This window comes from Bradyrhizobium sp. WYCCWR 12699, assembly GCF_032144035.1.
Classification (GTDB): domain Bacteria; phylum Pseudomonadota; class Alphaproteobacteria; order Rhizobiales; family Xanthobacteraceae; genus Bradyrhizobium.
The window spans coordinates 441351-461961 of sequence record NZ_JAVTJN010000039.1 but is presented as its reverse complement, the minus strand read 5'-3'; the positions used below and the strand labels follow the sequence as shown (position 1 = coordinate 461961).

Annotated in this window: 20 protein-coding genes; 16 read left to right on the top strand and 4 right to left on the bottom strand. The window is 63.5% G+C overall.

The genetic code is table 11. The features are described 5' to 3' along the window. Positions 1-13 precede the first annotated feature (13 nt). Genes RPS27_RS33025 through RPS27_RS33010 form a run of 4 tightly spaced genes read left to right on the top strand, consistent with a single transcriptional unit; the run spans position 14 to position 3210 of the window. On the top strand, positions 14-727 hold the full coding sequence (locus RPS27_RS33025) for a PIG-L deacetylase family protein (RefSeq protein ID WP_212066706.1): 714 nt from the start codon (positions 14-16) through the stop codon (positions 725-727). Next, positions 724-1407 (top strand): 4-carboxy-4-hydroxy-2-oxoadipate aldolase/oxaloacetate decarboxylase, encoded by a 684-nt coding sequence (locus tag RPS27_RS33020; RefSeq protein WP_212066704.1) that lies wholly within the window; start codon positions 724-726, stop codon positions 1405-1407. Before RPS27_RS33025 ends, RPS27_RS33020 begins: the two co-directional genes overlap by 4 nt. A gap of 19 nt (positions 1408-1426) precedes the next feature. Then, entirely contained in the window at positions 1427-2296 is an 870-nt protein-coding gene (locus RPS27_RS33015; RefSeq protein ID WP_285812210.1) for a hypothetical protein, read from the top strand. Continuing rightward, positions 2293-3210, top strand: coding sequence for a DUF1932 domain-containing protein (locus RPS27_RS33010; protein ID WP_212067185.1), 918 nt, complete (start codon positions 2293-2295; stop codon positions 3208-3210). The genes RPS27_RS33015 and RPS27_RS33010 overlap by 4 nt, the downstream gene beginning before the upstream one ends. Here RPS27_RS33010 and RPS27_RS33005 read toward each other — a convergent pair. Both RPS27_RS33005 and RPS27_RS33000 read right to left on the bottom strand, forming a co-directional pair. Then, positions 3200-3547 carry a hypothetical protein gene (locus RPS27_RS33005; RefSeq protein WP_212066700.1) on the bottom strand — a complete coding sequence of 116 codons (348 nt, stop codon included), beginning with the start codon at positions 3545-3547 and terminating at the stop codon, positions 3200-3202. The two genes, RPS27_RS33010 and RPS27_RS33005, sit on opposite strands and share 11 nt — an antisense overlap. Positions 3548-3754: 207 nt before the next feature. Further along, entirely contained in the window at positions 3755-4996 is a 1242-nt protein-coding gene (locus RPS27_RS33000) for an amidohydrolase family protein (RefSeq protein WP_313754955.1), read from the bottom strand. A gap of 145 nt (positions 4997-5141) precedes the next feature. Here RPS27_RS33000 and RPS27_RS32995 point away from each other — a divergent pair, with 145 nt between their 5' ends. Together RPS27_RS32995 and RPS27_RS32990 are read left to right on the top strand one after the other, a co-directional pair. Next, complete coding sequence (locus RPS27_RS32995) at positions 5142-5561, top strand: nuclear transport factor 2 family protein (protein WP_194407516.1); 420 nt, start codon at positions 5142-5144, stop codon at positions 5559-5561. 130 nt (positions 5562-5691) lie between these two features. Beyond that, positions 5692-6600 (top strand): amino acid ABC transporter substrate-binding protein, encoded by a 909-nt coding sequence (locus tag RPS27_RS32990; protein WP_212066695.1) that lies wholly within the window; start codon positions 5692-5694, stop codon positions 6598-6600. A gap of 84 nt (positions 6601-6684) precedes the next feature. On the opposite strand, the gene RPS27_RS32985 is transcribed toward RPS27_RS32990, so the two are convergent. After that, the gene (locus RPS27_RS32985; RefSeq protein ID WP_212066693.1) at positions 6685-7896 is read right to left on the bottom strand and encodes an acyl-CoA dehydrogenase family protein; all 1212 of its coding nucleotides are present in this window, start codon (positions 7894-7896) and stop codon (positions 6685-6687) included. Between the two features lie 46 nt (positions 7897-7942). Next, complete coding sequence (locus RPS27_RS32980) at positions 7943-9568, bottom strand: long-chain fatty acid--CoA ligase (RefSeq protein ID WP_212066691.1); 1626 nt, start codon at positions 9566-9568, stop codon at positions 7943-7945. Positions 9569-9745: 177 nt separating this feature from the next. Here RPS27_RS32980 and RPS27_RS32975 point away from each other — a divergent pair, with 177 nt between their 5' ends. The 10 genes from RPS27_RS32975 to RPS27_RS32930 form a co-directional block, all read left to right on the top strand. Further along, positions 9746-11599, top strand: coding sequence for a flavin-containing monooxygenase (locus RPS27_RS32975; RefSeq protein ID WP_212066689.1), 1854 nt, complete (start codon positions 9746-9748; stop codon positions 11597-11599). After that, a complete protein-coding gene (locus RPS27_RS32970) occupies positions 11596-12399 on the top strand; it encodes a shikimate dehydrogenase (protein WP_212066687.1) in 804 nt (267 codons plus the stop codon). The genes RPS27_RS32975 and RPS27_RS32970 overlap by 4 nt, the downstream gene beginning before the upstream one ends. 119 nt (positions 12400-12518) lie before the next feature. Continuing rightward, complete coding sequence (locus RPS27_RS32965; RefSeq protein WP_212066685.1) at positions 12519-13334, top strand: lytic murein transglycosylase; 816 nt, start codon at positions 12519-12521, stop codon at positions 13332-13334. A gap of 130 nt (positions 13335-13464) precedes the next feature. Then, positions 13465-13686 carry a hypothetical protein gene (locus RPS27_RS32960; RefSeq protein ID WP_018319783.1) on the top strand — a complete coding sequence of 74 codons (222 nt, stop codon included), beginning with the start codon at positions 13465-13467 and terminating at the stop codon, positions 13684-13686. A gap of 12 nt (positions 13687-13698) precedes the next feature. Then, positions 13699-14121: a hypothetical protein gene (locus RPS27_RS32955; protein ID WP_194407523.1), complete on the top strand. Its 423-nt coding sequence runs from the start codon at positions 13699-13701 to the stop codon at positions 14119-14121. Positions 14122-14561: 440 nt separating this feature from the next. Next, positions 14562-15059 carry a hypothetical protein gene (locus RPS27_RS32950; RefSeq protein WP_194407524.1) on the top strand — a complete coding sequence of 166 codons (498 nt, stop codon included), beginning with the start codon at positions 14562-14564 and terminating at the stop codon, positions 15057-15059. Between the two features lie 304 nt (positions 15060-15363). Continuing rightward, positions 15364-16515, top strand: a complete 1152-nt coding sequence (locus tag RPS27_RS32945) for a LuxR C-terminal-related transcriptional regulator (protein ID WP_212066684.1) — start codon at positions 15364-15366, stop codon at positions 16513-16515. Between the two features lie 236 nt (positions 16516-16751). Further along, positions 16752-17717: an AraC family transcriptional regulator gene (locus RPS27_RS32940; protein WP_211418326.1), complete on the top strand. Its 966-nt coding sequence runs from the start codon at positions 16752-16754 to the stop codon at positions 17715-17717. Positions 17718-17836: 119 nt separating this feature from the next. Further along, positions 17837-18085 (top strand): DUF6894 family protein, encoded by a 249-nt coding sequence (locus tag RPS27_RS32935; RefSeq protein WP_194407526.1) that lies wholly within the window; start codon positions 17837-17839, stop codon positions 18083-18085. A 261-nt stretch (positions 18086-18346) separates the two neighbouring features. Then, the coding region (locus RPS27_RS32930; RefSeq protein WP_313754954.1) for an autotransporter outer membrane beta-barrel domain-containing protein at positions 18347-20611 on the top strand (2265 nt) is incomplete at its 3' end.

The following is a 20611-nucleotide window of genomic DNA, read 5'->3' as shown; positions in this document are numbered from 1 at the left end:
GGGAGTTCGTCCCATGAAGACAGGTCTCGTGGTCACCGCCCATCCCGGCGATTTCGTCTGGCGCGCCGGCGGCGCCATCGCGCTGCATGCGAAGAAGGGCTATCGCATGAAGATCGTTTGCATGTCCTTCGGCGAACGCGGCGAGAGCCAGTTCGCCTGGAAGGAGAAGGGCGCGACGCTGGAATCGGTCAAGGCCGGCCGCAAGGACGAGGCGGAGCGGGCGGCCAAGCTTTTGGGCGCCGAGATCGAGTTCTTCGACTGCGGCGACTATCCGCTGAAGCTCACGGAAGCGCATTTCGACCGCATGGTCGACATCTACCGCGAGCTCAACCCCAGCTTCGTGCTGACGCACGCGCTGGAAGATCCCTATAATTTCGATCATCCCAATGCGGCGCATTTCGCGCAGGAGACGCGTGTGGTCGCGCAGGCGATGGGCCACAAGCCCGGCGCGCAATACAAATACTCCGCGCCGCCGGTGTTTCTGTTCGAGCCGCACCAGCCGGAGCAATGCAATTACAAGTCGGACACGATCCTCAAGATCGACGAGGTTTGGAAGGAGAAATACGAAGCGTTCCAGATCCTCGCCGCGCAAAAGCACCTCTGGGGCTATTACGAGCGTGTCGCGCTCAACCGCGGCATCCAGGGCAGCCGCAACACCGGCGTGCCCATGACCTATGGCGAGGCCTATCAGCGCCTGTTCCCGACGGTTGCGGAGGAGCTGGCATGAAGCCGGTCGTCGTTCGCAACATCAAGCGTGCCGATCCCGCCGGCATGGCGGAATACGGCGTCTCGACCGTGCACGAAGCCTATGGCCGCATCGGTCTGATGAAGCCCTATTTGCGGCCCGTCTGGCCGGGTGCTGCGATTGCCGGTCCCGCCGTCACCGTGCTGGCGCAGCCTGGCGACAACTGGATGATCCATGTCGCCGTGGAGCAGTGCAGGAAGGGCGACATTCTCGTCGTCGGCTGCACCACCGACAATACCGACGGCATGTTCGGCGAGCTGCTGGCGACCTCGCTGCAGGCGCGCGGCGTGCAAGGGTTGATCATCGATGCCGGCTGCCGCGACGTCAAAGCGCTGCACGAGATGAAATTTCCGGTGTGGTCGCGTGCCGTCTCGGCCAAGGGCACGGTCAAGGCCACACTCGGCTCGGTCAACGTCCCCGTTGTCTGCGCCGGCGTCAACGTCGATCCCGGCGACATCGTCGTCGCTGATGACGATGGCGTCGTCGTGGTGCCGAATCGCTATGCGGCCGAGGTCGCCGAGAAGGCGAAGAAGCGTAGCGCGGACGAGGGCGGCAAGCGCAAGCGGCTCGGCTCCGGCGAACTCGGCCTCGACATGTACAGCATGCGCGAGGCGCTGGCGAAGGCGGGCCTCGTCTATGTCGACAATCCCGAGGATGTCTGAAGGTTAGCGGAGCGGGCGGATGGATCGTCTCAAGCTGAAGGCCGTGCTCGGCAGTCACCCCCATGTCAAGGCGGTGAAGAGCGGCGAGCTCCGCTCCGACCTCTTCGATCTCGACTTCATCGACTACACGCCGACCAACACAGCATTCAAGCCGATGGTGCGCGAGCAGGCGTTTGATGTCTGCGAGATGGCGATCGTCACCTATCTGATGGCGAAGGCGCATGGCAAGCCGCTGGTGCTGCTGCCGGCGACCATGCTCGGCCGCTTCCAGCACTCCTACGCGCTTTATAATCCTGCGAAGGGACCGCTCAGCCCATCCGGTCTCGAAGGCAAGCGCGTCGGCATCCGCTCGTTCACGACCACGACCGGCGCCTGGATCAGGGGCATCCTCGCCAACGACTATGGCGTCAACCTCGACAGGATCAATTGGGTCACCTTCGAGGATCCGCACGTCGCCGAATATGTCGACACCACCGAGCGCGCCCCGAAGGACAAGAAGATCCTGCAGATGCTGCTCGACGGCGAGCTCGATGCCGTGCTTGGCGAAACCTCTGATAACCCCAAGCTCAAGTCTCTCTTCCCTGATCCGGTCGCGGAAGCCGCCAGATGGTACGCCCGGCGCGGCGTGGTGCCGGTCAATCATCTCGTCGTCGTGACCGAGCAGCTCGCGAAATCGCGCCCCGATGTGGTCGCTGATGTCTATGATCTGCTCAAGCGCAACAAGGAGCAGATGGGGCCTGCGGCAGCACCCGATCTCCTTCCATTCGGGATCGCGGCCAACAGGAAGCCGCTCGAGCTGATCGTCGACTACGCCTTCCAGCAGGCGTTGATCCCGCGCCGCTATGCGGTCGAGGAGCTGTTCGACGCGACGACAGGAGGATTGAACTGATGGCGGATCCGAAGCGCTGGCAGATCGGGCTGGTCGGATATGGCGAGGTCGGCCGGATCCTGGCCGAGGATCTGCGCCAGCAGGACATCATGGTCGCCGCCTACGACATCAAGCTCGGAGGCGAGCAAGGTGCACCGCTGAAAGAGCATGCGGCGAAGTTCGGCGTGACGCTCGCGACTTCGCACGCCGAACTGACGGCGAAATGCGACTTCATCATCTCCGCCGTCACCGCCAGTCAAGCTGTGCCGGTGGCAAAGGCCTGCGCCGCCGCGCTCAACCAGGGCACCTGGTTCCTCGATTTCAATTCGGCCTCTCCCGGTGCCAAGCAGCGCGCGGCGGACCTGATCGATGGCGGGGGTGGTCGCTATGTCGAGGGCGCGGTGATGACCTCGGTGCCGCCTTATCGCATCAAGGTGCCGCTGCTGCTCGGCGGGCCCGGCGCGAAGGAGCTGGAGCCGCTGCTGAATGCGATCGGTTTTGCGGCGAAGGTCGCCAGCGACAAGCTTGGCGTGTCCTCAGCGGTGAAGATGTGCCGCAGCATCATGATCAAGGGCCTCGAGGCCATGGTCATTGAAAGCTTCACCACCGCGCGCGCCTATGGCGTCGAGGATGCCGTGCTGGCCTCGCTCGCGGAGACGTTTCCCGCGATCAATTGGGAGAAGCAGGGCGCCTATTTCTTCCAGCGCGTGATCGAGCACGGCCGCCGCCGCGCCGAGGAGGTGCGGGAGGTCGCCGAGACCGTGCGCGAGGCGGGCCTGACACCATGGTCCGCACAAGGCACGGCCGAGCGTCAGGCCTGGGTGGCCGATCTCGCCGATGAAGGGCTGTTCGGGGCCAGGGGCACCAAGGAGTTCGCCCGCAGCGCGGATTGGCGGACCGAGGCAGACCGGATACTTGCAAGAATCAAGCGCTGACGCCGAACCCATGCGTTCGGCTCAAGACCCTGCCGTCGTCGCGATAGTTCGAGATTTCGTCGCGGGCGAGCTCGATCAGATCGACCAGGCTCTTGGCCTTGCGCGCGACCTGCTCCTTGGCGGGCGCCGTGCGGAACTCGGCGACGATCATGCGGATGCACTTGTCCGCGGTATCGAGCGTCCAGAGTGCGCGGGTCATATCGTCCTGCGTGTGGATCGCCGAGATATCCAGGTCAGATAGAACTTCGCCGATTCCATTCAGTCGCTTGACGGCCGTTTCGGCAGGCGTGTTGGCCCGAATGGAGCGATAATCGATGCTACTGAATGCGCTGAACATGTACAGACTTCCCCACTGAACCCACCTGGTTCAGAGCGCCCCTTTCGTATGATCCGGGCGGCTCTTGCGCAATGCGCAGGGCTACGGTCCGGGATTCTACCGGACTCACATTTTGGACAAAATCGGTTGTGAAATCAGAGCGCAGGATTGGACAATCGGCTGCGTTCCCGACCATTTTACCGCTAAGAGTTCGACCGGAAAACGGGTTCAGCGCCCGGGGCGGAACAGGGCAGGCCGCTGCCGCTGAAATGTCTGTCGGCCGCGCTTGAAGCCCATCAGGACATCAGGCAGCTCGGCCACGGCAAAGCGGCTATCCCTGGTATCGAGCACGATGAGATCGGCGGGATTTCCGGTCCTGATGCCGTAGTCGTCGAGGTTCATCAGCCGTGCCGGCTGTTCGGTCACGAGATCGAGGCAGGTGTCGAAATCGTTCACCGAGGCGTGCGCGACATTGGCGTAGAAGTTCGCCATCCGCAGCAGCGAGGCGTCGCCGAACGGCGTGAAGGGATTGAGCACATTGTTGGTCGCGACCGAGCACACGACGCCATCGCCCGCGAGCCTGTGGGCGAGGGTCAGCCCGCGCGGCGCATTGTGGGTGGCCTCGCGCCCCATCAGATAGAGATCGGTCGCGGGCAGCACGGTGACGGCGACGCCGGCTCTTGCCAGTTGCGCGGAGGCAGCCTTCATCCGCTCCGGCGGTAGGGCCGAGAGTTTTGTCGCGTGGCCGATCGCGACCCGCCCGTGATAGTTGCGCCGCTCGGTCTGCCGGCAGACTTCGTCGAGGTGGCACCAGGAGGGATCGAGGTCGAAATCCAGGTGAAGGTCGACGTCGACGTCGAATTCCTGCGCGAGATAGAAGATGCGCTCCAGATGCGCGTCCGGATCGGTGTCGGTATAAGGACAGCCGCCGATCACCTCGCCGCCGTCGCGCAACGCCTGGATCAGCAAGTCCTCAGCCCCGGGGTCGTTGGTCAGGCCTTCCTGCGGGAAGACGCAGAGCGACAGGTCTATCGCCCAGGCGTAATCGCGCCTCAGCGCCTTCACGGCCTCGAAGCTGCGCAGGCCGATCCGTGGATCGATCTCCACATGCGTGCGCATGCGCGTCGTGCCGTGCACGATCGCGCGCTCCAGCACCTTGGCACCGCGGGCGTAGACGTCCTCGACGGTGAAGTCGCGTTTCATCGCCGACACTGCCCGGATGGCATCACCGAGGCTGCCGTGATCATGCCCGCAGCGGTCGAGCAGGCAGGCCTTGTCGAGGTGGATATGGGTATCGACGAAGCCGGGCAGGGCGAGATGCCCGCCGAGATCGACCTCGACCGCTTCGCAGGCGAGCCGTGGCTCGATCGCGGCGATCCGGCCGTCCTTCACGCCGATGTCGACGGGCGCGGCGGATGATCGCAGCAGTGCGTTACGGAAGATCAGGTCGAAGGCAGGCTTGGTGATCATGGGCTCTTGCGGACGGAGTTTAGAGCAATCAGCCGGGATCGGCGGCTCCAGATTGTCGGCAGTGTAGCGAGGCAAATGTTCAAAATATATGCATGGATCTTGCGCAGGTGGCGGTAGTATTCCATCAATCCCGGGAGAACCAGCCATGTCCGTTGCCGTCAGAACCGAAGCTGCTCATTTGTCCGACGCCGCGATCGTGGAGGCCTATCTCACGGCATCGATGATCCCCGATCCGGACGCTGCCGCAGCCTATATGGCACCGGGCACGGTGATCACCTTCACCGGCGGAAACACGTTCGATCATCCACGCGGCCCGACCGCCTTCAACGCCAAGCGCTACCGCTGGGTCAAGAAGAAGATGGACCGGTTCGACGTCTGCCCCGGCGACGGCGAGACCGTGGTCTACAGCATCGGCACGCTCTACGGCGAGTGGAAGGACGGCACCCCGTTCGAGGGCAACCGTTATGTCGACCGCTTCGTGGTCCGTAATGGCAAGATCACCAAGATGGATGTCTGGAACGACAGCGCCGAGCGCATCCTGGTCCAGCGCGGCATCGACGCGTAAGCGCGTCTCGTCGTATCGAAAGCTGCGATAGCTGCTAGGCACGGGCACGTCTGGCGACTTGAGCGATGCTGCGCTATCAAATCCCGCTTGCGCCCGGCATGGAGGCGCGAGACCCCTTGAGGAGCAGCCGATGCGTCTACCTATCGTTATCCTGGCCCTGACATGTCTTGCCGGTGCGGCCTCGGCCGAAGATCTGTCGGGCACGCTCCAGAAGATCAAGGAGACCAAGAAGATCACCCTCGGCTATCAGGAGGCCTCGGTCCCGTTCAGCTATCTGGACGGCAACCAGAGGCCGGTCGGTTTTGCCATCGATATCTGCCTTAAGATCGTCGACGCCGTGAAGAAGCAGTTGGGCATGCCCGACATCGCCGTCGACACGCTCGCCGTGACCTCGTCGAACCGGATCCCGTTGATGGTCAACGGCACGCTCGATCTGCACTGCTCGGCGACCACCAACAACGCCGATCGCCAGAAGCAGGTCGCCTTCACCAACACGCATTTCCTCAGTGCGACGCGGTTCGCCGCCAAGAAGGCCGCGAAGATCAACACTATCGACGATCTCAAGGGCAAGGCGGTCACGGCCGTCGCCGGCTCGGTCAACCTGACGCAGCTCGCCAAGGTCAATACCGAACGCAATCTCGGCATCAATCTGATGCCCGCGAAGGACCAGGCCGAGGCTTTCCTGTTGCTGGAAACCGACCGGGCCCAGGCCTACGCACTCGATGACGTGCAGCTCGCGGTCGCGATCGCGCGCTCCAAGGAGCCGCAAGCCTTCATGATCAGCGAGGAAGCGTTCTCCAAGCCGGAGCCTTACGGCATCATGCTGCGGCGGGAGGATGCGCCGTTCAAGGCGCTCGCCGATCGCGCCACGGCGGAGCTCTATGCGAGCCCCGAGATCGAGGCGCTCTACAAGAAATGGCTGCAATCGCCGACGCCGCCGAACGGCCTCAACTACAACGTCCCGATGTCGTCCGCCTTGCGCAACGCCTTCAAGAAGCCGAGCTCCAGCGCAGATCCGGATGTGTATACGGTGAACTGAGGCGAGGGCGGAGAGTTACTGCGCCCTCTCCCCTTGTGGGAGGGGGCATCTCCGCCTTATCGCGGCAAGATGCGCGCCCTTGCTTCACCCGTTCGAATACTTCTTCAGCTCGAACCGCGCGATCTGGTTCCGATGCACTTCATCCGGACCGTCGGCGAGACGCAGCAGCCGCGCGGTGGCGTAGGCCTGGGTCAGGCCGAAATCGTTCGAGGTGCCACCGCCGCCATGGGCCTGGATCGCCCAATCGATGATCTGGCAGGCCATGTTGGGCACGGCGACCTTGATCATGGCGATCTCGGCTTTCGCGACCTTGTTGCCGACTGTGTCCATGGCAGAGGCGGCGTTGAGCGTCAGCAGCCGGGCCTGCTCGATCATGATGCGGGCTTCCGCAATACGCTCCTGAGTCACCGTCTGCTCGGAGACCGGCTTGCCGAAGGCGACGCGGCTGCGCACCCGCCGGCACATCTTCTCCAGCGTGCGCTCGGCAAGGCCGATCAGCCGCATGCAGTGGTGGATGCGGCCCGGCCCGAGGCGGCCCTGCGCGATTTCGAAACCGCGGCCTTCGCCGAGCAGCATGTTTTCCTTCGGGACGCGGACATTGGTGAAGACGACCTCGGAGGCCCGATCAGGCACGCCGTAGAACCCGAACACCGGCAGCGGGCGTTTCACCTCGATGCCAGGCGTCTCCATCGGCACCAGGATCATGGATTGCTGCTTGTAGCGGTCGGGATTGTCAGGGTCGGTCTTGCCCATGAAGATGCAGATCTTGCAGCGGGGATCGGTTGCGTTGGTCGTGTACCATTTGCGCCCGTTGATGGCGTAATGGTCGCCGTCCCGCACGATCGAGCTCTCGATGTTGGTCGCATCGGATGATGCGACCGCGGGCTCGGTCATGGCGAAGCAGGAGCGGATTTCGCCGGCGAGCAATGGCTTCAGCCAGCGTTCCTTGTCCTTCTCGGTGCCGTAGCGCTCCAGCACCTCCATGTTGCCGGTGTCGGGCGCTGAGCAGTTGAACACCTCGGGCGCGAGATGCGAGCGGCCCATCACCTCGCAGAGCGGGGCATATTCGAAATTGGTGAGACCCGCGCCATGGCTGCTCTCGGGCAGGAACAGATTCCAGAGGCCTTCCGCGCGTGCCAGCGGCTTCAGCTCCTCGACGACAGGATAGACCTTCCAGGGTCCGAGCTCCTCCGCCTCGCGATAGAAGCGCTCCTCGTTCGGGTAGATGTTCCGGTCCATGAAGCTCTCGAGCTTGCGCTTGAGCTCGACGACCTTCGGCGACATCGGGTAAAGCATCTTTCGTTCCTTAATCGATGGTCGGAATCTTCTTGGGCGCACCGGCTTAAGCGACGCGATACTCTTTAAATTTCTCGCGCAGCGCCGACTTCAGCACCTTGCCGGTCCCCGTCATCGGAAACTCGTCGAGGAACTCGACGGCGTCCGGCATCCACCAGTTCGCGATTTTCGGGCGCATATGGTCGAGCAGCGTCTTGCCATCAACCGTCGCGCCCTTCTTGCGGACGACGAGGAGGAGGGGGCGTTCTTGCCATTTCTCGTGGTGGATCGCGACGACGGCAGCCTGCAGCACATCGGGATGCGACAGTGCGACGTCCTCGAGCTGGATCGAGGAGATCCACTCGCCGCCGGACTTGATCACGTCCTTGGAGCGGTCGGTCAGTGTGACGTGGCCTTGAGGATCGATCACTGCCATGTCGCCGGTGATCAGCCAGCCGTCGCGGTCGAGACCTTCGTCCAGCTTCATATAGCCGGAGGCGACCCAAGGGCCGCGGGCTCGGAGATGGCCGACGGTCTTGCCGTCGCGCGGCAGCTCGTTGCCGGCGTCGTCGACGATGCGCAAGGCGGTGCCGAAACAGGCGCGGCCCGACACCTGGCGCCGATCGAATTTCTCCTTCTCGCCGAGGTGCTCGGAGCCGGGCCGCAGGCCCGGCATGGAGCAGCCCAGGGCCTCGGTCATGCCCCAGGCCTGGATGTAGTCGATGCCATAGTCGCGCTTGAGCTTCTCGACCATCGCGCGCGGCGGGGCCGAGCCCGACGACAGCGTCGCGCGCAGGGTGGAGAACCTATTGCCGGTGCGGCCGAGCCAGTCGAGCAGGATCAGCCAGAAGCTCGGCACGCCGGCCGAGAGCGTCACCTTTTCGCCTTCGAGCAGTTCATAGAGTTTATCGGGCTCGTAGTTGCGGCCGGGCAGCACCAGCTTCGAACCGGTGTAGGGCGCGGTGAACGGCATGTTCCACCCATTGCCGTGAAACAGCGGCGCCATCGGCATCATCACTTCGCGCACGCCTTCGACATGGCCCGGCAGGAAGTCGAAATTGCAGCAGGTCATGGTCTGCAGGATCGCGGCGCGATGCGAATAGATCACGCCCTTCGGATTGCCCGTCGTGCCCGATGTGTAGCAGATCGTGGACGCCGATTTCTCGTCGAACTCCGGCCAGGCGAAGCCGGCCTCCTTCTCCTTGTCGAGCAGGTCCTCATAACAATGCACGTTGGCAAGCTTGGTCTCGGGCATCCGCTCGCGCGAGGACATCACGACGAAAGCCTCGATCGTCTCGAGCTGCGGGGCGATCGCCTCCACGATCGGCAGCGTGGCGCGGTCGATGAACAGCAGGCGGTCTTCGGCGTGGTTGATGATGTAGACGAGTTGCTCGGGAAACAGCCGCGGGTTGATGGTGTGCAGCACATAGCCCATGCCCGGCGCGGCATAGAACATCTCGAAATGACGGTGCGTGTTCCACGCCAGCGTCCCGACGCGGTCGCCTTGCTTCATGCCGAGCCGCTTCAATGCCAACGCCATCCGCTTGATGCGCGGGTGGGCGTCCGCATAGGTATAGCGATGAATGTCGCCCTCGATCTCGCGCGCGACGATCTCGGCTTCGCCGTGATAGTCCGCGGCATACTGGATCAGGCCACTGATCAGAAGCGGCATGTCCATCATCAATCCCTGCATGGTCTCCTCCGGAAGCCACGTCGTTGCGTGGCACACGCGTGTGATTTGCGCGCGAGGTTAGCGGAACGTCCGGCGGCGTTCACGCAAAAAACAGCGGACGCGATTGCATGCGTCACTTTTTCAGGGCTAACGTGAGATGAGCAGCCGGCGAAGCAGCGCTCGTCATGGAGGAGATGCATGTCAGCGGAAAGACACAAGACCGGTGCAGCCGGCGAACCTACCGTCGATATCGCAGGTCTCCGTGCGCGCTATCGCGACGAGCGTGACCGCCGCTTGCGTGCCGAGGGCAAGGCCCAGTATGTCGAGGCAGCGGGCGATTTCGGTCGCTACCTCGACGACCCCTGGGCCGATCCCGGATTTGCGCGCGCACCTGTCAGTGAAGAGACCGAGGTGCTTGTCGTCGGCGGCGGCTTCGGCGGGCTGCTTTGCGGCGCGCGTTTGCGCGAGGCCGGCATCGATGATTTCCGCATCGTGGAAAAGGCTGCCGATTTCGGCGGCACCTGGTATTGGAATCGTTATCCCGGCGCTGCCTGCGATACCGAGAGCTACATCTATCTGCCGCTGCTGGAAGAGACCGGCTACATGCCGGTGCGCAAATACGCGAGGGCGCCGGAGATCTACGAGCACTCGCGCCGCATCGGCCGTCATTTCAGGCTTTACGAGCGCGCGCTGTTTCAGACCGTCATCTCGCGGATGGTGTGGCAGGAGCGCGAGGCGCGCTGGCTGGTCGAGACCGATCGGGGCGACCGGATCCTTGCCCGCTTCGTCATTCTCGCGGGAGGTCCGCTCAGCCGGCCGAAGCTGCCGGGCATTCCCGGCATCGAGACCTTCAAAGGTCACAGCTTTCATACCAGCCGGTGGGACTACGGCTACACCGGCGGCAACGCCGATGGCGGCCTGACCGGACTTGCCGACAAGCGCGTCGGCATCATCGGCACCGGTGCCACCGCCGTGCAATGCGTGCCGCATCTCGGCCGTTCGGCAAAGGAGCTCTATGTCTTCCAGCGCACGCCGTCGGCGATTGGCGTGCGCGATGATCGCGCGACCGATCAAGGCTGGGCGGACAGCCTGACGGCGGGCTGGCAGCGCGAGCGCATGGACAATTTCACCGCCGTGATCTCGGGCGAGCCGTTCGAGCGGGACCTGGTGCAGGACGGCTGGACCGGCCTGCTCGGCGAGATCCTGCTGGCGCCGCGTCGTCAGCCGCAGCCGGTGACCTCGATGGAGGAGGCGCTGAAGGTGATCGAGCAGGCCGACTACCGCAAGATGGAGGAGATCCGCGCCCGCGTCGACGCCGTCGTCAAGGACAAGGCGACCGCGGACGCGCTCAAGCCCTGGTACAAGGCGTTCTGCAAGCGGCCATGCTTCCACGACGAATATCTCGACATCTTCAATCGCCCGAACGTGCATCTTATCGACACCAACGGGCAGGGTGTCGAACGCATCACCGAGAATGCGGTGATCGTCGACGGCAAGGCCTACGAGCTCGACTGCCTGATCTATGCCAGCGGTTTCGAGGTCGGCACCGACTACGCCCGCCGCATGGGCTTCGAGGTCTATGGCCGCGATGGCATGAGCCTGTCCGAGCGCTGGCGGGACGGAGTCAAGACCATGCATGGCTTCTACAGCCGCGGCTTCCCGAACTGCTTCCTGATCGTCACGGTGCAGGCCGGCCAGAGCGCCAACTTCCCGCACATCATCGACGAGCAGTCGCGACACATTGCCTATGTCATCGATCAGGCGCGCAAGCGCGGCGCCAGAACGCTGGAGCCGACGCTCGCCGCCGAGAACGCCTGGGTCGAGGAGGTCGTCAAGGCCGCGATCGGCCGGCAGACCTATCTCGCGGAGTGCACGCCCGGCTACTACAACAACGAAGGCGTGTTCGACCCGATCGCGGCGAGAAACAGCCAGTATTGGCGCGGGCCGGTGGCATTCCTGCGCTTGCTCGACAAATGGCGCAAGGACGGCAATCTGGAGGGACTCGAACTGACCTCGGAGGACGGCTTCGCGGTTCCGGCCCGAACGGCATGATCCCGGCCCCGACAGGCGCGACCCGGCTCTACGTCATCGTCGGCGATCCCATCGCCCAAGTGCGCTCTCCGGCAGGCGTGAGTGCCGCCTTCGCCGCGCGGGGGCACGACGGCATTCTCATGCCGGTTCAGGTCGCGCCGGCGGATTTGCCCGATTTCCTTGCGGTCGCGGCGCGGCTGAAGAACCTCGACGGCATCGTCGTGACCATCCCTCACAAATTCGCCTGCTACCTGGCTTGCGCAAGTGCGACCGACCGTGCGCATTTCCTGGGCGCCGTCAATCTGATGCGCCGGCGCGCCGATGGCGCGTGGCATGGCGACATGGTGGATGGTCTCGGCTTCGTCGGTGCGGCGCGGGCGAAGGGGATCGATCCGCAGGGAATGCGGGCGCTGCTTGTCGGCGCCGGCGGTGCCGGTTCGGCGATTGCACGCGAACTGGTCGAGGCCGGCGTCAGCGAGCTTGCCGTCCATGACAGCTCAGCTGAGCGCCGCGACGCCTTGATCGGCCGGCTCAACGCCCTCGGCAAGGCGCCGGTGCGGGCCGGCATCAGGGATCCCCAAGGCTTCGATTTTGTCGCCAATGCGACGCCCGCTGGGATGAAACGAGGCGACCCGCTCCCGGTCGATGTCGCGCGGCTCGCGCCCTCGGCCTATTGCGGCTGCGTCATCACCAGGCCCGAGGTCTCGCCGTTCATCGCAGCGGCCCGAAAGCTCGGCTGTGTCACGGCCACCGGCACGGACATGTACCAGCAGCACCAGGGCATCATGGTGGATTTCCTGCTGGGAACGGATGAGGCGTGACTGCTGGTGTCAAGCGCTTTCACTGGATCGATTGGTGCCGTCGGGACTTGAGCGATTGCGATTGACGTAGGATCATGGGCTCGCGCGAGCCGGTCGCGCAGCAGCAAAAGGAACGCGCAATGATCAAGGGCAGGTTAGTCGCAACGGCGGTGATCGGCGCGACCGCGCTGCTGCTCGCTCTGCCCCTGGCCGAGGCCGCCACTTGCGGCAACGGGCCCGGCGGCTTCGAGGCCTGGAAGCGCGAGTTCGGCGCGGAGGCGCAAGGCAAGGGCATCGGTCAGACTGCGCTCTCGGCCCTGATGCAGACCAACTATGCCAGTGCCACCATCGCGGCCGACCGCGGCCAGCGCAGCTTCCAGCTGACGCTCGACCAGTTCCTCGCCAAGCGCGGCGCCACCACCATCGTCGCCAAGGGGCGCCAGCTCAAGCAGTCGCAGGCGGCCTTGTTCGCCTCCATCCAGCAGCGCTACGGCGTCCCGCCCGGTCCCCTGATCGCGATCTGGGGCATGGAGACCGGTTTCGGCAGTCAGCGCGGCAACCAGAACATGCTGTCGTCGATCGCAACTCTTGCCTATGACTGCCGCCGCCCCGAATTCTTCACCGACCAGCTCTACGCCGCCTTGAAGCTGATCGACCGCGGCACGCTGTCGGGGGCGACCCGCGGCTCCATGCACGGGGAGGTCGGCCAGACCCAGTTCATGCCCAAGAACATCCTGGCCTATGGCACCGGCAATCTCGAGGTGGCCGCCAACGCGCTGAACTCGACGGCGAATTTCCTGAAAGCGCATGGCTGGCGCGCCGGCGCCGGCTATCAGCCTGGTGAGCCGAATTTCGCCGCCATCGAGGCCTGGAATGCCGCCGGCGTCTATCAGAAGGCGATCGCCTTGATGGGCCGTCAAATCGACGAGGGCGGAGGGGCGGCGGCCTCCCGCTGACGACTTGGCTCGATGACGGTCATGTTCAGCAAGGCGTGATGCGCGGGCACGAGAAAGTTGTTGCTATCGGGAACCGACGGCACGAGGTTTGCTTTGATCAGATTCAGGGGTGGGCATGAGGAGACTCAACATGGCAACCCAGATCGTGATGGACCAGACTGGCGACACGCGCCACGAGTTTGATCCTGGCAATGCCGAAGCGCTGGCGCGAGCCGAACGACGCTTTCGGGAGCTGACCGGCGCCGGCTTCACCGCCGCCCTTCGCAACGGACCCGGCGAAGTCACCCGCATCAGATCGTTCGACCCGACCGCGCAGGAAACGTTGTTCTATCCCCGCCTGGTCGGCGGTTGATCTGAGCTGCACATGATTGCGGCAGTTTGGCTCCGCGCGCCGGCGCGTGCGCGTCTGCATGCGCTGCGTGAACTCTATCGGCGGTTCTTCGGCGAGAACACGCCGGATGCGCGTGGCCGCCGGCTTCTGGCCGAATGGCTGTCGCCGGCGCAGCGCGCCCAGTTCGAGCAGTACCGGTATTTCGACGTCGTCGGTTGCGATACCGGCAAGACCTATCGCATTCACTACGGCACGGCTGCCAATGTCCACGAGATCGACGAGGCCGGGCATCCGACGATGGGATGGTGCTTCGTCCCGTCAGGCTTTCTGGTGCCGGGCGACGTGATGCTGGCGCAGAAGATCGCGCTCGAAACGGACGAGAAGGGAGCGTTGGCGCTTGCCAATCGGTTTCCGCCGGCAACGCATTCGGAGCATTTCTACCGGCGGCCGTTCTAGCGCCGGAGCAGCGAAGCGGTCAGTAGTGCGTGGTGCGGTAGGCATCCACCGCATGCGCCGCAAAAACGCCGACGCTGCAAAGGGCGAGAAGGGCGGAGATCATCTCGATCATAGCTCGTCCTCCTGTGGCGGCTGGGCGACGAGGTTTTGACAGCAGGCATAGTCGTAGATCAGGTCGAGAAGGAATTGCATGGTGGCCGTCCCTGTATTTATTTTGACAACCACTTAGACGGCCTTCTGTTTCAGGCGTGTTTCGTCGCATCGGGAAAGGGGTTTCGCGGGGGAACCCGGAGGTGGGTTTGTGCGCTGCGGCCGCGCGAATGTCGGGGCCGGACAGGGGATTCAAGCACGCTTGCGGCTGGCGCGCCCTTATGGCTCTCCCCTTGCGGCTCTCCCGCGGAGGTGGTCATCTCGGCCCGGGGAACGCGCTGGAGGCTGACATGAAACGATTCCTTCTCGCCGCTTTGCTGACCGCGGGCGTCTTGGACAGCGCGCCGGCGCTTGCGCAACAATCCAAGGTCGGCGACTGGACCATCGAAAAGCGGACGCAGGACACGCATTGCAATGCGAGCCGTGGTTACAAGGACAAGGATGACGAGAACCGCGACTATGTCATCGTGATCACCTATTCCGAAAAGGCGATCGTGATCGTGATGATCTACGACGGCTGGGAATGGGAGACGGTCGGCGAGATCCTGCGGGCCGATGTCGGCACGGACGATGCGGACATCATGAAGAGGGCGAAGTGGGAGGTCATGGACAAGACCACCGTGCGCGGCATCTTCGAATACGACCAGTCGATGATGGACCGCCTGTCGAAGGCGAGGCGCCTCACGCTCGACTTCGAGGACGATGACGACGACAGTATCGAGATGCAGATACCGCGCGCCGGCGAAGCGCTGGCCGCGTTGAAGTTCTGTGAGGAGAACCGGAAATAGATTGCCGATGCGGGCCGTGAAAACTGGCTGAACGCAGCCCTGAAGTCGTCGGCAGCGAGCAGGCGCGTGACTCATCGCACACAGTCCGCGCGGTGTTCGCATTTATCCTAGTCTTTGGCGAAACAGTCCAAGCCGCACCCTGCGGTTGACGTTACGCAAGGACGATGTTCGATATTCCAGCATCCGGCTGCAACGTATTTTCCTCGTCGAAGGCGGCAATTGACCGGCCCGTCTTCTCCGTCAGTTTCCCGATCGCGAACTCTCCGTCTCGCGCGGGCCGCGCGCCGATTGCGTTGTCCGCCCGATGACGACCCACCAGGCAAATCGGTTCTCGTCCCTCATCGGCGAGATCTACGATGCGGCGGTCGATCCAGCGCTACGTAGCCGCGCACTGGAGCAGGTTTCGCATTTCGTCGGCGGTTGTGCCGCGATGATCGTGTCCAGGGATTCAGCGCGGCTTTCGATCGAGATTCACCAGCATTTTGGCACCGACGCCCGTTTCCGTCAGCTCTATCGGGACCGCTACGTGGAGCTCGATCCTCTGCTCGATCGTCATCTCACCCTCGGGTCCGAACAGGCGGTCGGCGTGACCGACATCATGCCCCATGCGGAGTTTCGTGAGACCAGCTTCTATCGCGAGTGGGTGGAACCGCAAGGGGCGATCGACCTTGCGACTGTCGAACTCGAGAAGACCGTCGTCCGCACCACGATTCTGCAGGTGTTGCGCCATCGCTCCCGCGGAACCGTCGACGACGCCATGCGCGAGCGCATGCGGTTGCTCGCTCCGCACATCCAGCGATCGCAGACCATGGGCCGGCAGATCCGCGCTCGCTCTCACACGGTGGACGATCTTGCCGACGTGCTCGACGGATTGAACATTGCGATCTGCCTGCTCGATGCGGATGGCCGGGTCGTCCACGCCAACGCGGCATGCCGGCAATTGTTCGTCGATGCCAATCTGCTTGCGCTGGTTGGCGACCGGATCGTGGCCCGCAACACCCAGACCGACAAAATATTCCGCGGCCTGTGCGAAATCGATTCAGGCGTACATTCTGCAGCTCCTCGTCAGATCGAGCTTGCGACGTCGGCCGATGGGCAGCATTATCTGCTTCATGCCTTTCCGTTGAAGCGGGAACGCAACCTGCCGCGCGATATTGCGGCCACGATGCTCTTCGTTCAAAGAGCTTCCATGCTGCCCTTGCTCGCCGCCGACGCGATTGCGGCGGCCTTCAGGCTGACGCCATCCGAATTGCGCGTGCTGATGGCAATCATCGAGATCGGCGGCGTTCCCGACATCGCTGCAAAACTCGGCGTCGCGGAGACGACCGTGAAAACGCATCTTGGGCGTCTGTTCGAAAAAACGGGCGCGGGCAGGCAGGCCGATCTGGTGAAGATCGCTGCCGGCTTTGCCGTGCCGTTCGCGCGGCGAGCGAGCGGCGACGACAAGGCGACCTAATACGTTTCCGCGCGCCTCGATGTTACGCGCCGCGCTCTCAATCCATTGTGATGGGTCGATCTCGCGGGTCCTCCGAACGCAGGACGCGAGTCATTCGAGACTTTCGTATATCGCGCTTCCGAGAAGAAGAGCAGCGTGCGCCGCACGGACATGCCGCGACGGCATCGGATGCGCGTGTGGGGGACGACAGCAAATGGCCGGCCTGCTCGTCGGTTGGAGAGATTGCAGTGAGCAGCATGATTGATTTTTCCGTTCTCAATGTTTCAACGAACGAAGTTCCAGAAGGTGAGCGCATTTCGATGCTTCGCGATTTCTATTGTCGTGGAGTGTTGAAGGCGGAGGTCGAGGCAAGAGAAGGAAAGCCGGCCGCGGCGAGCTTCACGTCGCACGTCCTGCCGGAAGCCCAGTTGTTGTTCGGCGGACTGTACGGAGCGCGGGTCATTCGCACCAAGCAGCTCGTGGCCGATGGCGACGACAGCCTCGCCCTGATCGTGAACAGGTCGGGCGTTCTCGGGATATCCGAGCGGGGACACGATTTGAGGCTCCATGCCGGGGAGGCGGTCCTGACGAGCGCGGAGGACGTCACGACGTTCGAGCGTCTGTCGCTGGGGAGCTGCTTCTCGCTGCGCGTCCCGAGGCGCGTTCTGGCGCCGATGATCGTGGACGTCGATGATGCCGTGATGCGCGTCATGCCGGGAAGTTCCGCCGGGCTCAGATTGCTGGTCGACTACGCGGTGACGCTGGTGCGGGAGAAAGCGTTCGCGACGCCCGAGCTCCGGCAGCTCGGGGTCGGGCATCTGCACGATCTTCTGGCGCTCGTCCTCGGCGCGACCGGGGAGACGCGTGAGCTGGCCGGACGGCGCGGCGTCAAGGCGGCTCGGCTCCAGAAGGCGAAAGTCTCCATTGCCAACAATTGCTGGCGGCAGGATCTGTCGGTCGCTTCGGTCGCCCAGGAGCTCGGCGTCACGCCGCGCTATCTCCAGCGCCTGTTCGAGGCGGACGGCAAGACGTTCTCTTCCTTTCTGATCGAGCAGCGCGTCAAGCGCGCGCATCGCATGCTGCGAGAACCCGGATTCGCCGAGCGAACGGTGAGCTCGATCGCCTACGACGTCGGATTCGGCGATCTTTCTTATTTCAACCGCTGCTTCCGGCGGACCTATAACGCGACGCCGAGCGACGTCAGGAGCGGCGAGATGCCCTGACCGGGCGCGACTGAATTCAGTCATCTGCAATTTCGATCGGCGGACGGAGATTGCCCCGTTCCGTGATCGCCAAGAAATGACCACGGCATTGCGTGCGGCATCGGCAGCCGGAGTATCGAATGCGCCGTTTCTTTTTCGACCTTCTGGTCGGCAACATCGTCAAGATCGATCCGGGCGGCATGGTCTTTGAGCAGGCCGACGCGACGTTCGTCGTTGCCGACGAGATGGCGAGGCATCTGTTCGTCTGGCGAGACGATTTGCGCGATCGCGACGCCTTCATCCGCGTCAGGGATGCCGGCGGGACCGAGATCTATCGCGCCGCGGTCTGGTCGGAATGTGCTGAGAAGCATGGCTGGGACCAAGCGTGAGCGGCGCAGCGGTGTAGCAACTCTGCACCAGTGCGGCGCGAAGCGCATTCGGTTCGTTTTGAGCCGAGCGGCGGTCGTGTTCGTCCAAGTCGAACTTTTCTGGGAGTTCTACCTTAGGGGCCGCGAATCCAGTTCGCGGCGACCGGCCTTATCCGAGCGGAGGAGGTCGGTGGCGAACGCCTGCACGCCCCCGGCGGTGAAGGCATCGACCGGGGAATTGCTATGCAACGTAAGCGTCTTACGACCGTCAATGATCGGCTTTTGCGAATTTCAGCAGCGGCGCTGCTGCTGGCGCCCTGCTTCGTGATCAAGCGGGTGGAAGCCGCCTGTTCGCCGGCTTCCCCCGTCAACAACGCGACGGTGAGCTGCACTGGGACGACGACGGATTCAAATGGCACCAACGGCTATGGCACGCTTATCGACGTCGGCAACACCTACGTGATCGGACCCGGCGCGACGCTGACCGGAACGGACGTCGGTCTGGTATTCGAGACCGGTACAGTCAACAATTCCGGCGCCGTCACCGGTGGATCCTTTGCGGTCGAAGCCAATCGCAATGCCATCATCAATAACATCGGGACGTCCTCGATCATCTCTGCCACCGGAAACAATGCCAGTGCCGTCTTGGGATCTGAGCTGCATGTCCGGAATGACGGCTCCATTACGGCATCAGGTACCAACGGAATTGCGGTCGATGCGGGAAACACCGAGCAGAACGAGGTCTTCAACTCGGGCGCCATAGAAGGAACCGCAGCTGGCATCCGCAGTGTCGGAACGATCGCCGTGACGAATTCCGGAAGGATAGAAGCCGCTCCGGGCGGAACGGCGATCTTCGGCAGCACCAATGTGAACCTCCTGAGCAACACGGGCATAATTACCGGTGGTCGCTTTGCGATCACGGCCGACATAATCAATCTGGTGAACGACCGAACGGGGCGGATCAATCAAATTGATCCGAACGGCAGCGTGATATCCGTCAGGGCGCTCACCGGTTCGAATGCCGGGCAGATCGTCGGACTTGCAAGCAACAGCCGCGCGATCGATGCCGACATCGTCAACCTGACCAATACTGGACTGATCCAGGCGGACCTGGGAGGCGTCAAGGGCCGAACCGTGACGGTCACAAACGAGGGAAAGATCGCGTCCTTCGCCGCGAACAGCATTGCAATTCAGGGTCTCCAGACAACGATCGTCAACACCGGCTCCATCTCGGGATCGTGGGGTGTCTCAGGTACCAATGTCTCGGTTTCGAACTCGGGCACAATCGCCGGAGACGTTATCGGAATTTCTGCGGCCGATGCCAAGATCAGGAACTCCGGTTTGATCTCGGGAGCGAATGCCGGGTACGCGATAGGAACGGTGCGATCGATCGATCTGGATAATTCCGGAGTGATCAGGGGCAGCGGCGCAGCAGAGGCCCTTCATATCGGAGGTGGCGGAACGATCGTCAACACGGGAAGCGTAGTCGCAGACCGGGCGGCTATCCTCCATTTTGCCAACCCGGATGTGCCTTTGACGATAACGAATGCGGCTTCTGGCACTATCATCGGCGCGGACGGAATATTGTCGGCGGGCACGGTGAACTTCGTGAACGCCGGGACGATTCGCGGGACAAATTCGATCGACGGAACTGCGCTGCTCGCCAACGTCGTCAACGTGAATAACAGCGGCTCCATTGCTGGCATCGTCGGTATCCTCTCGCTTGGCGCTGCCAACGTCACGAACTCCGGCGCTGTCACCGGCACCGGGGGCACCGCGATCAAGCTGTCGAACGCGGCTGATACGTTGACGTTGCTGCCAGGCTCCAAGATCAACGGCGTGGTCGATTTCGGCTTCGGGGCCGACGTCGTCAATGTCAACCTCACTGCGCCGACGACGCGGGTGTCGTCGTTGACCACGATTCAGCTCCCGACCTTCGTCAATTTCGAGGGCACCATCAAGACGAACATCTCGAAGGGCAACTTCAACGGCCCCTCGGTCGTGTCCGGTACTTCCGTCGCAACGCTCGACCCGACCGCGCTGGCGCAGACCGATCGCACGCTGATGGATTTCACCGGCGGGGTGTCCTCGCTGGTGCAGGGCCGCCTCAGCGGCGGCGCCGGGCCGGCCGGGAGCAACATGATGGCGATGGCCTATGCGCCCGAGACGGCGCAGGCCGGGCCCTTCACCAAGGCGTCGCGCAGCCTGTGGACCGACCCGGCGCCGATCACGGTCTGGGCCAACAGCTTTGGCGGCCAGCGCATCCAGGACGAGACGGCATCGACGCTGCGTGCGACCTCGACGGCGTGGGGCGGGGCGATCGGCCTCGACCGCAAGGTGCGGCCGGACTGGCTGGTCGGCGCCTTCCTCGGTGGCGGGCAGGGCGGCCTCTCGGTCGATCTGAATTCGCAGAATGTCGACACCAATTACGTGTTCGTCGGCGTCTACAGCCGGTTCGAGTGGGCCTCGCAGTTTTTTGACTTCTCGCTGCAGGGCGGCAATGCGGACAACAGATCGCGCCGGCTGGTGCTGAACAATGCCGTCGTG

Coding starts and splice junctions, on each gene's coding strand:
- RPS27_RS32935 (WP_194407526.1), top strand. CDS start 17,837: ATGCGCCGTTTCTTTTTCGACCTTCTGGTCGGCAACATCGTCAAGATC.
- RPS27_RS32940 (WP_211418326.1), top strand. CDS start 16,752: ATGATTGATTTTTCCGTTCTCAATGTTTCAACGAACGAAGTTCCAGAA.
- RPS27_RS32965 (WP_212066685.1), top strand. CDS start 12,519: ATGATCAAGGGCAGGTTAGTCGCAACGGCGGTGATCGGCGCGACCGCG.
- RPS27_RS32975 (WP_212066689.1), top strand. CDS start 9,746: ATGTCAGCGGAAAGACACAAGACCGGTGCAGCCGGCGAACCTACCGTC.
- RPS27_RS32995 (WP_194407516.1), top strand. CDS start 5,142: ATGTCCGTTGCCGTCAGAACCGAAGCTGCTCATTTGTCCGACGCCGCG.
- RPS27_RS33000 (WP_313754955.1), bottom strand. CDS start 4,996: ATGATCACCAAGCCTGCCTTCGACCTGATCTTCCGTAACGCACTGCTG.
- RPS27_RS33005 (WP_212066700.1), bottom strand. CDS start 3,547: ATGTTCAGCGCATTCAGTAGCATCGATTATCGCTCCATTCGGGCCAAC.
- RPS27_RS32955 (WP_194407523.1), top strand. CDS start 13,699: ATGATTGCGGCAGTTTGGCTCCGCGCGCCGGCGCGTGCGCGTCTGCAT.
- RPS27_RS32990 (WP_212066695.1), top strand. CDS start 5,692: ATGCGTCTACCTATCGTTATCCTGGCCCTGACATGTCTTGCCGGTGCG.
- RPS27_RS32985 (WP_212066693.1), bottom strand. CDS start 7,896: ATGCTTTACCCGATGTCGCCGAAGGTCGTCGAGCTCAAGCGCAAGCTC.
- RPS27_RS32960 (WP_018319783.1), top strand. CDS start 13,465: ATGGCAACCCAGATCGTGATGGACCAGACTGGCGACACGCGCCACGAG.
- RPS27_RS32945 (WP_212066684.1), top strand. CDS start 15,364: ATGACGACCCACCAGGCAAATCGGTTCTCGTCCCTCATCGGCGAGATC.
- RPS27_RS33015 (WP_285812210.1), top strand. CDS start 1,427: ATGGATCGTCTCAAGCTGAAGGCCGTGCTCGGCAGTCACCCCCATGTC.
- RPS27_RS32970 (WP_212066687.1), top strand. CDS start 11,596: ATGATCCCGGCCCCGACAGGCGCGACCCGGCTCTACGTCATCGTCGGC.
- RPS27_RS32950 (WP_194407524.1), top strand. CDS start 14,562: ATGAAACGATTCCTTCTCGCCGCTTTGCTGACCGCGGGCGTCTTGGAC.
- RPS27_RS33020 (WP_212066704.1), top strand. CDS start 724: ATGAAGCCGGTCGTCGTTCGCAACATCAAGCGTGCCGATCCCGCCGGC.
- RPS27_RS33025 (WP_212066706.1), top strand. CDS start 14: ATGAAGACAGGTCTCGTGGTCACCGCCCATCCCGGCGATTTCGTCTGG.
- RPS27_RS32980 (WP_212066691.1), bottom strand. CDS start 9,568: ATGCAGGGATTGATGATGGACATGCCGCTTCTGATCAGTGGCCTGATC.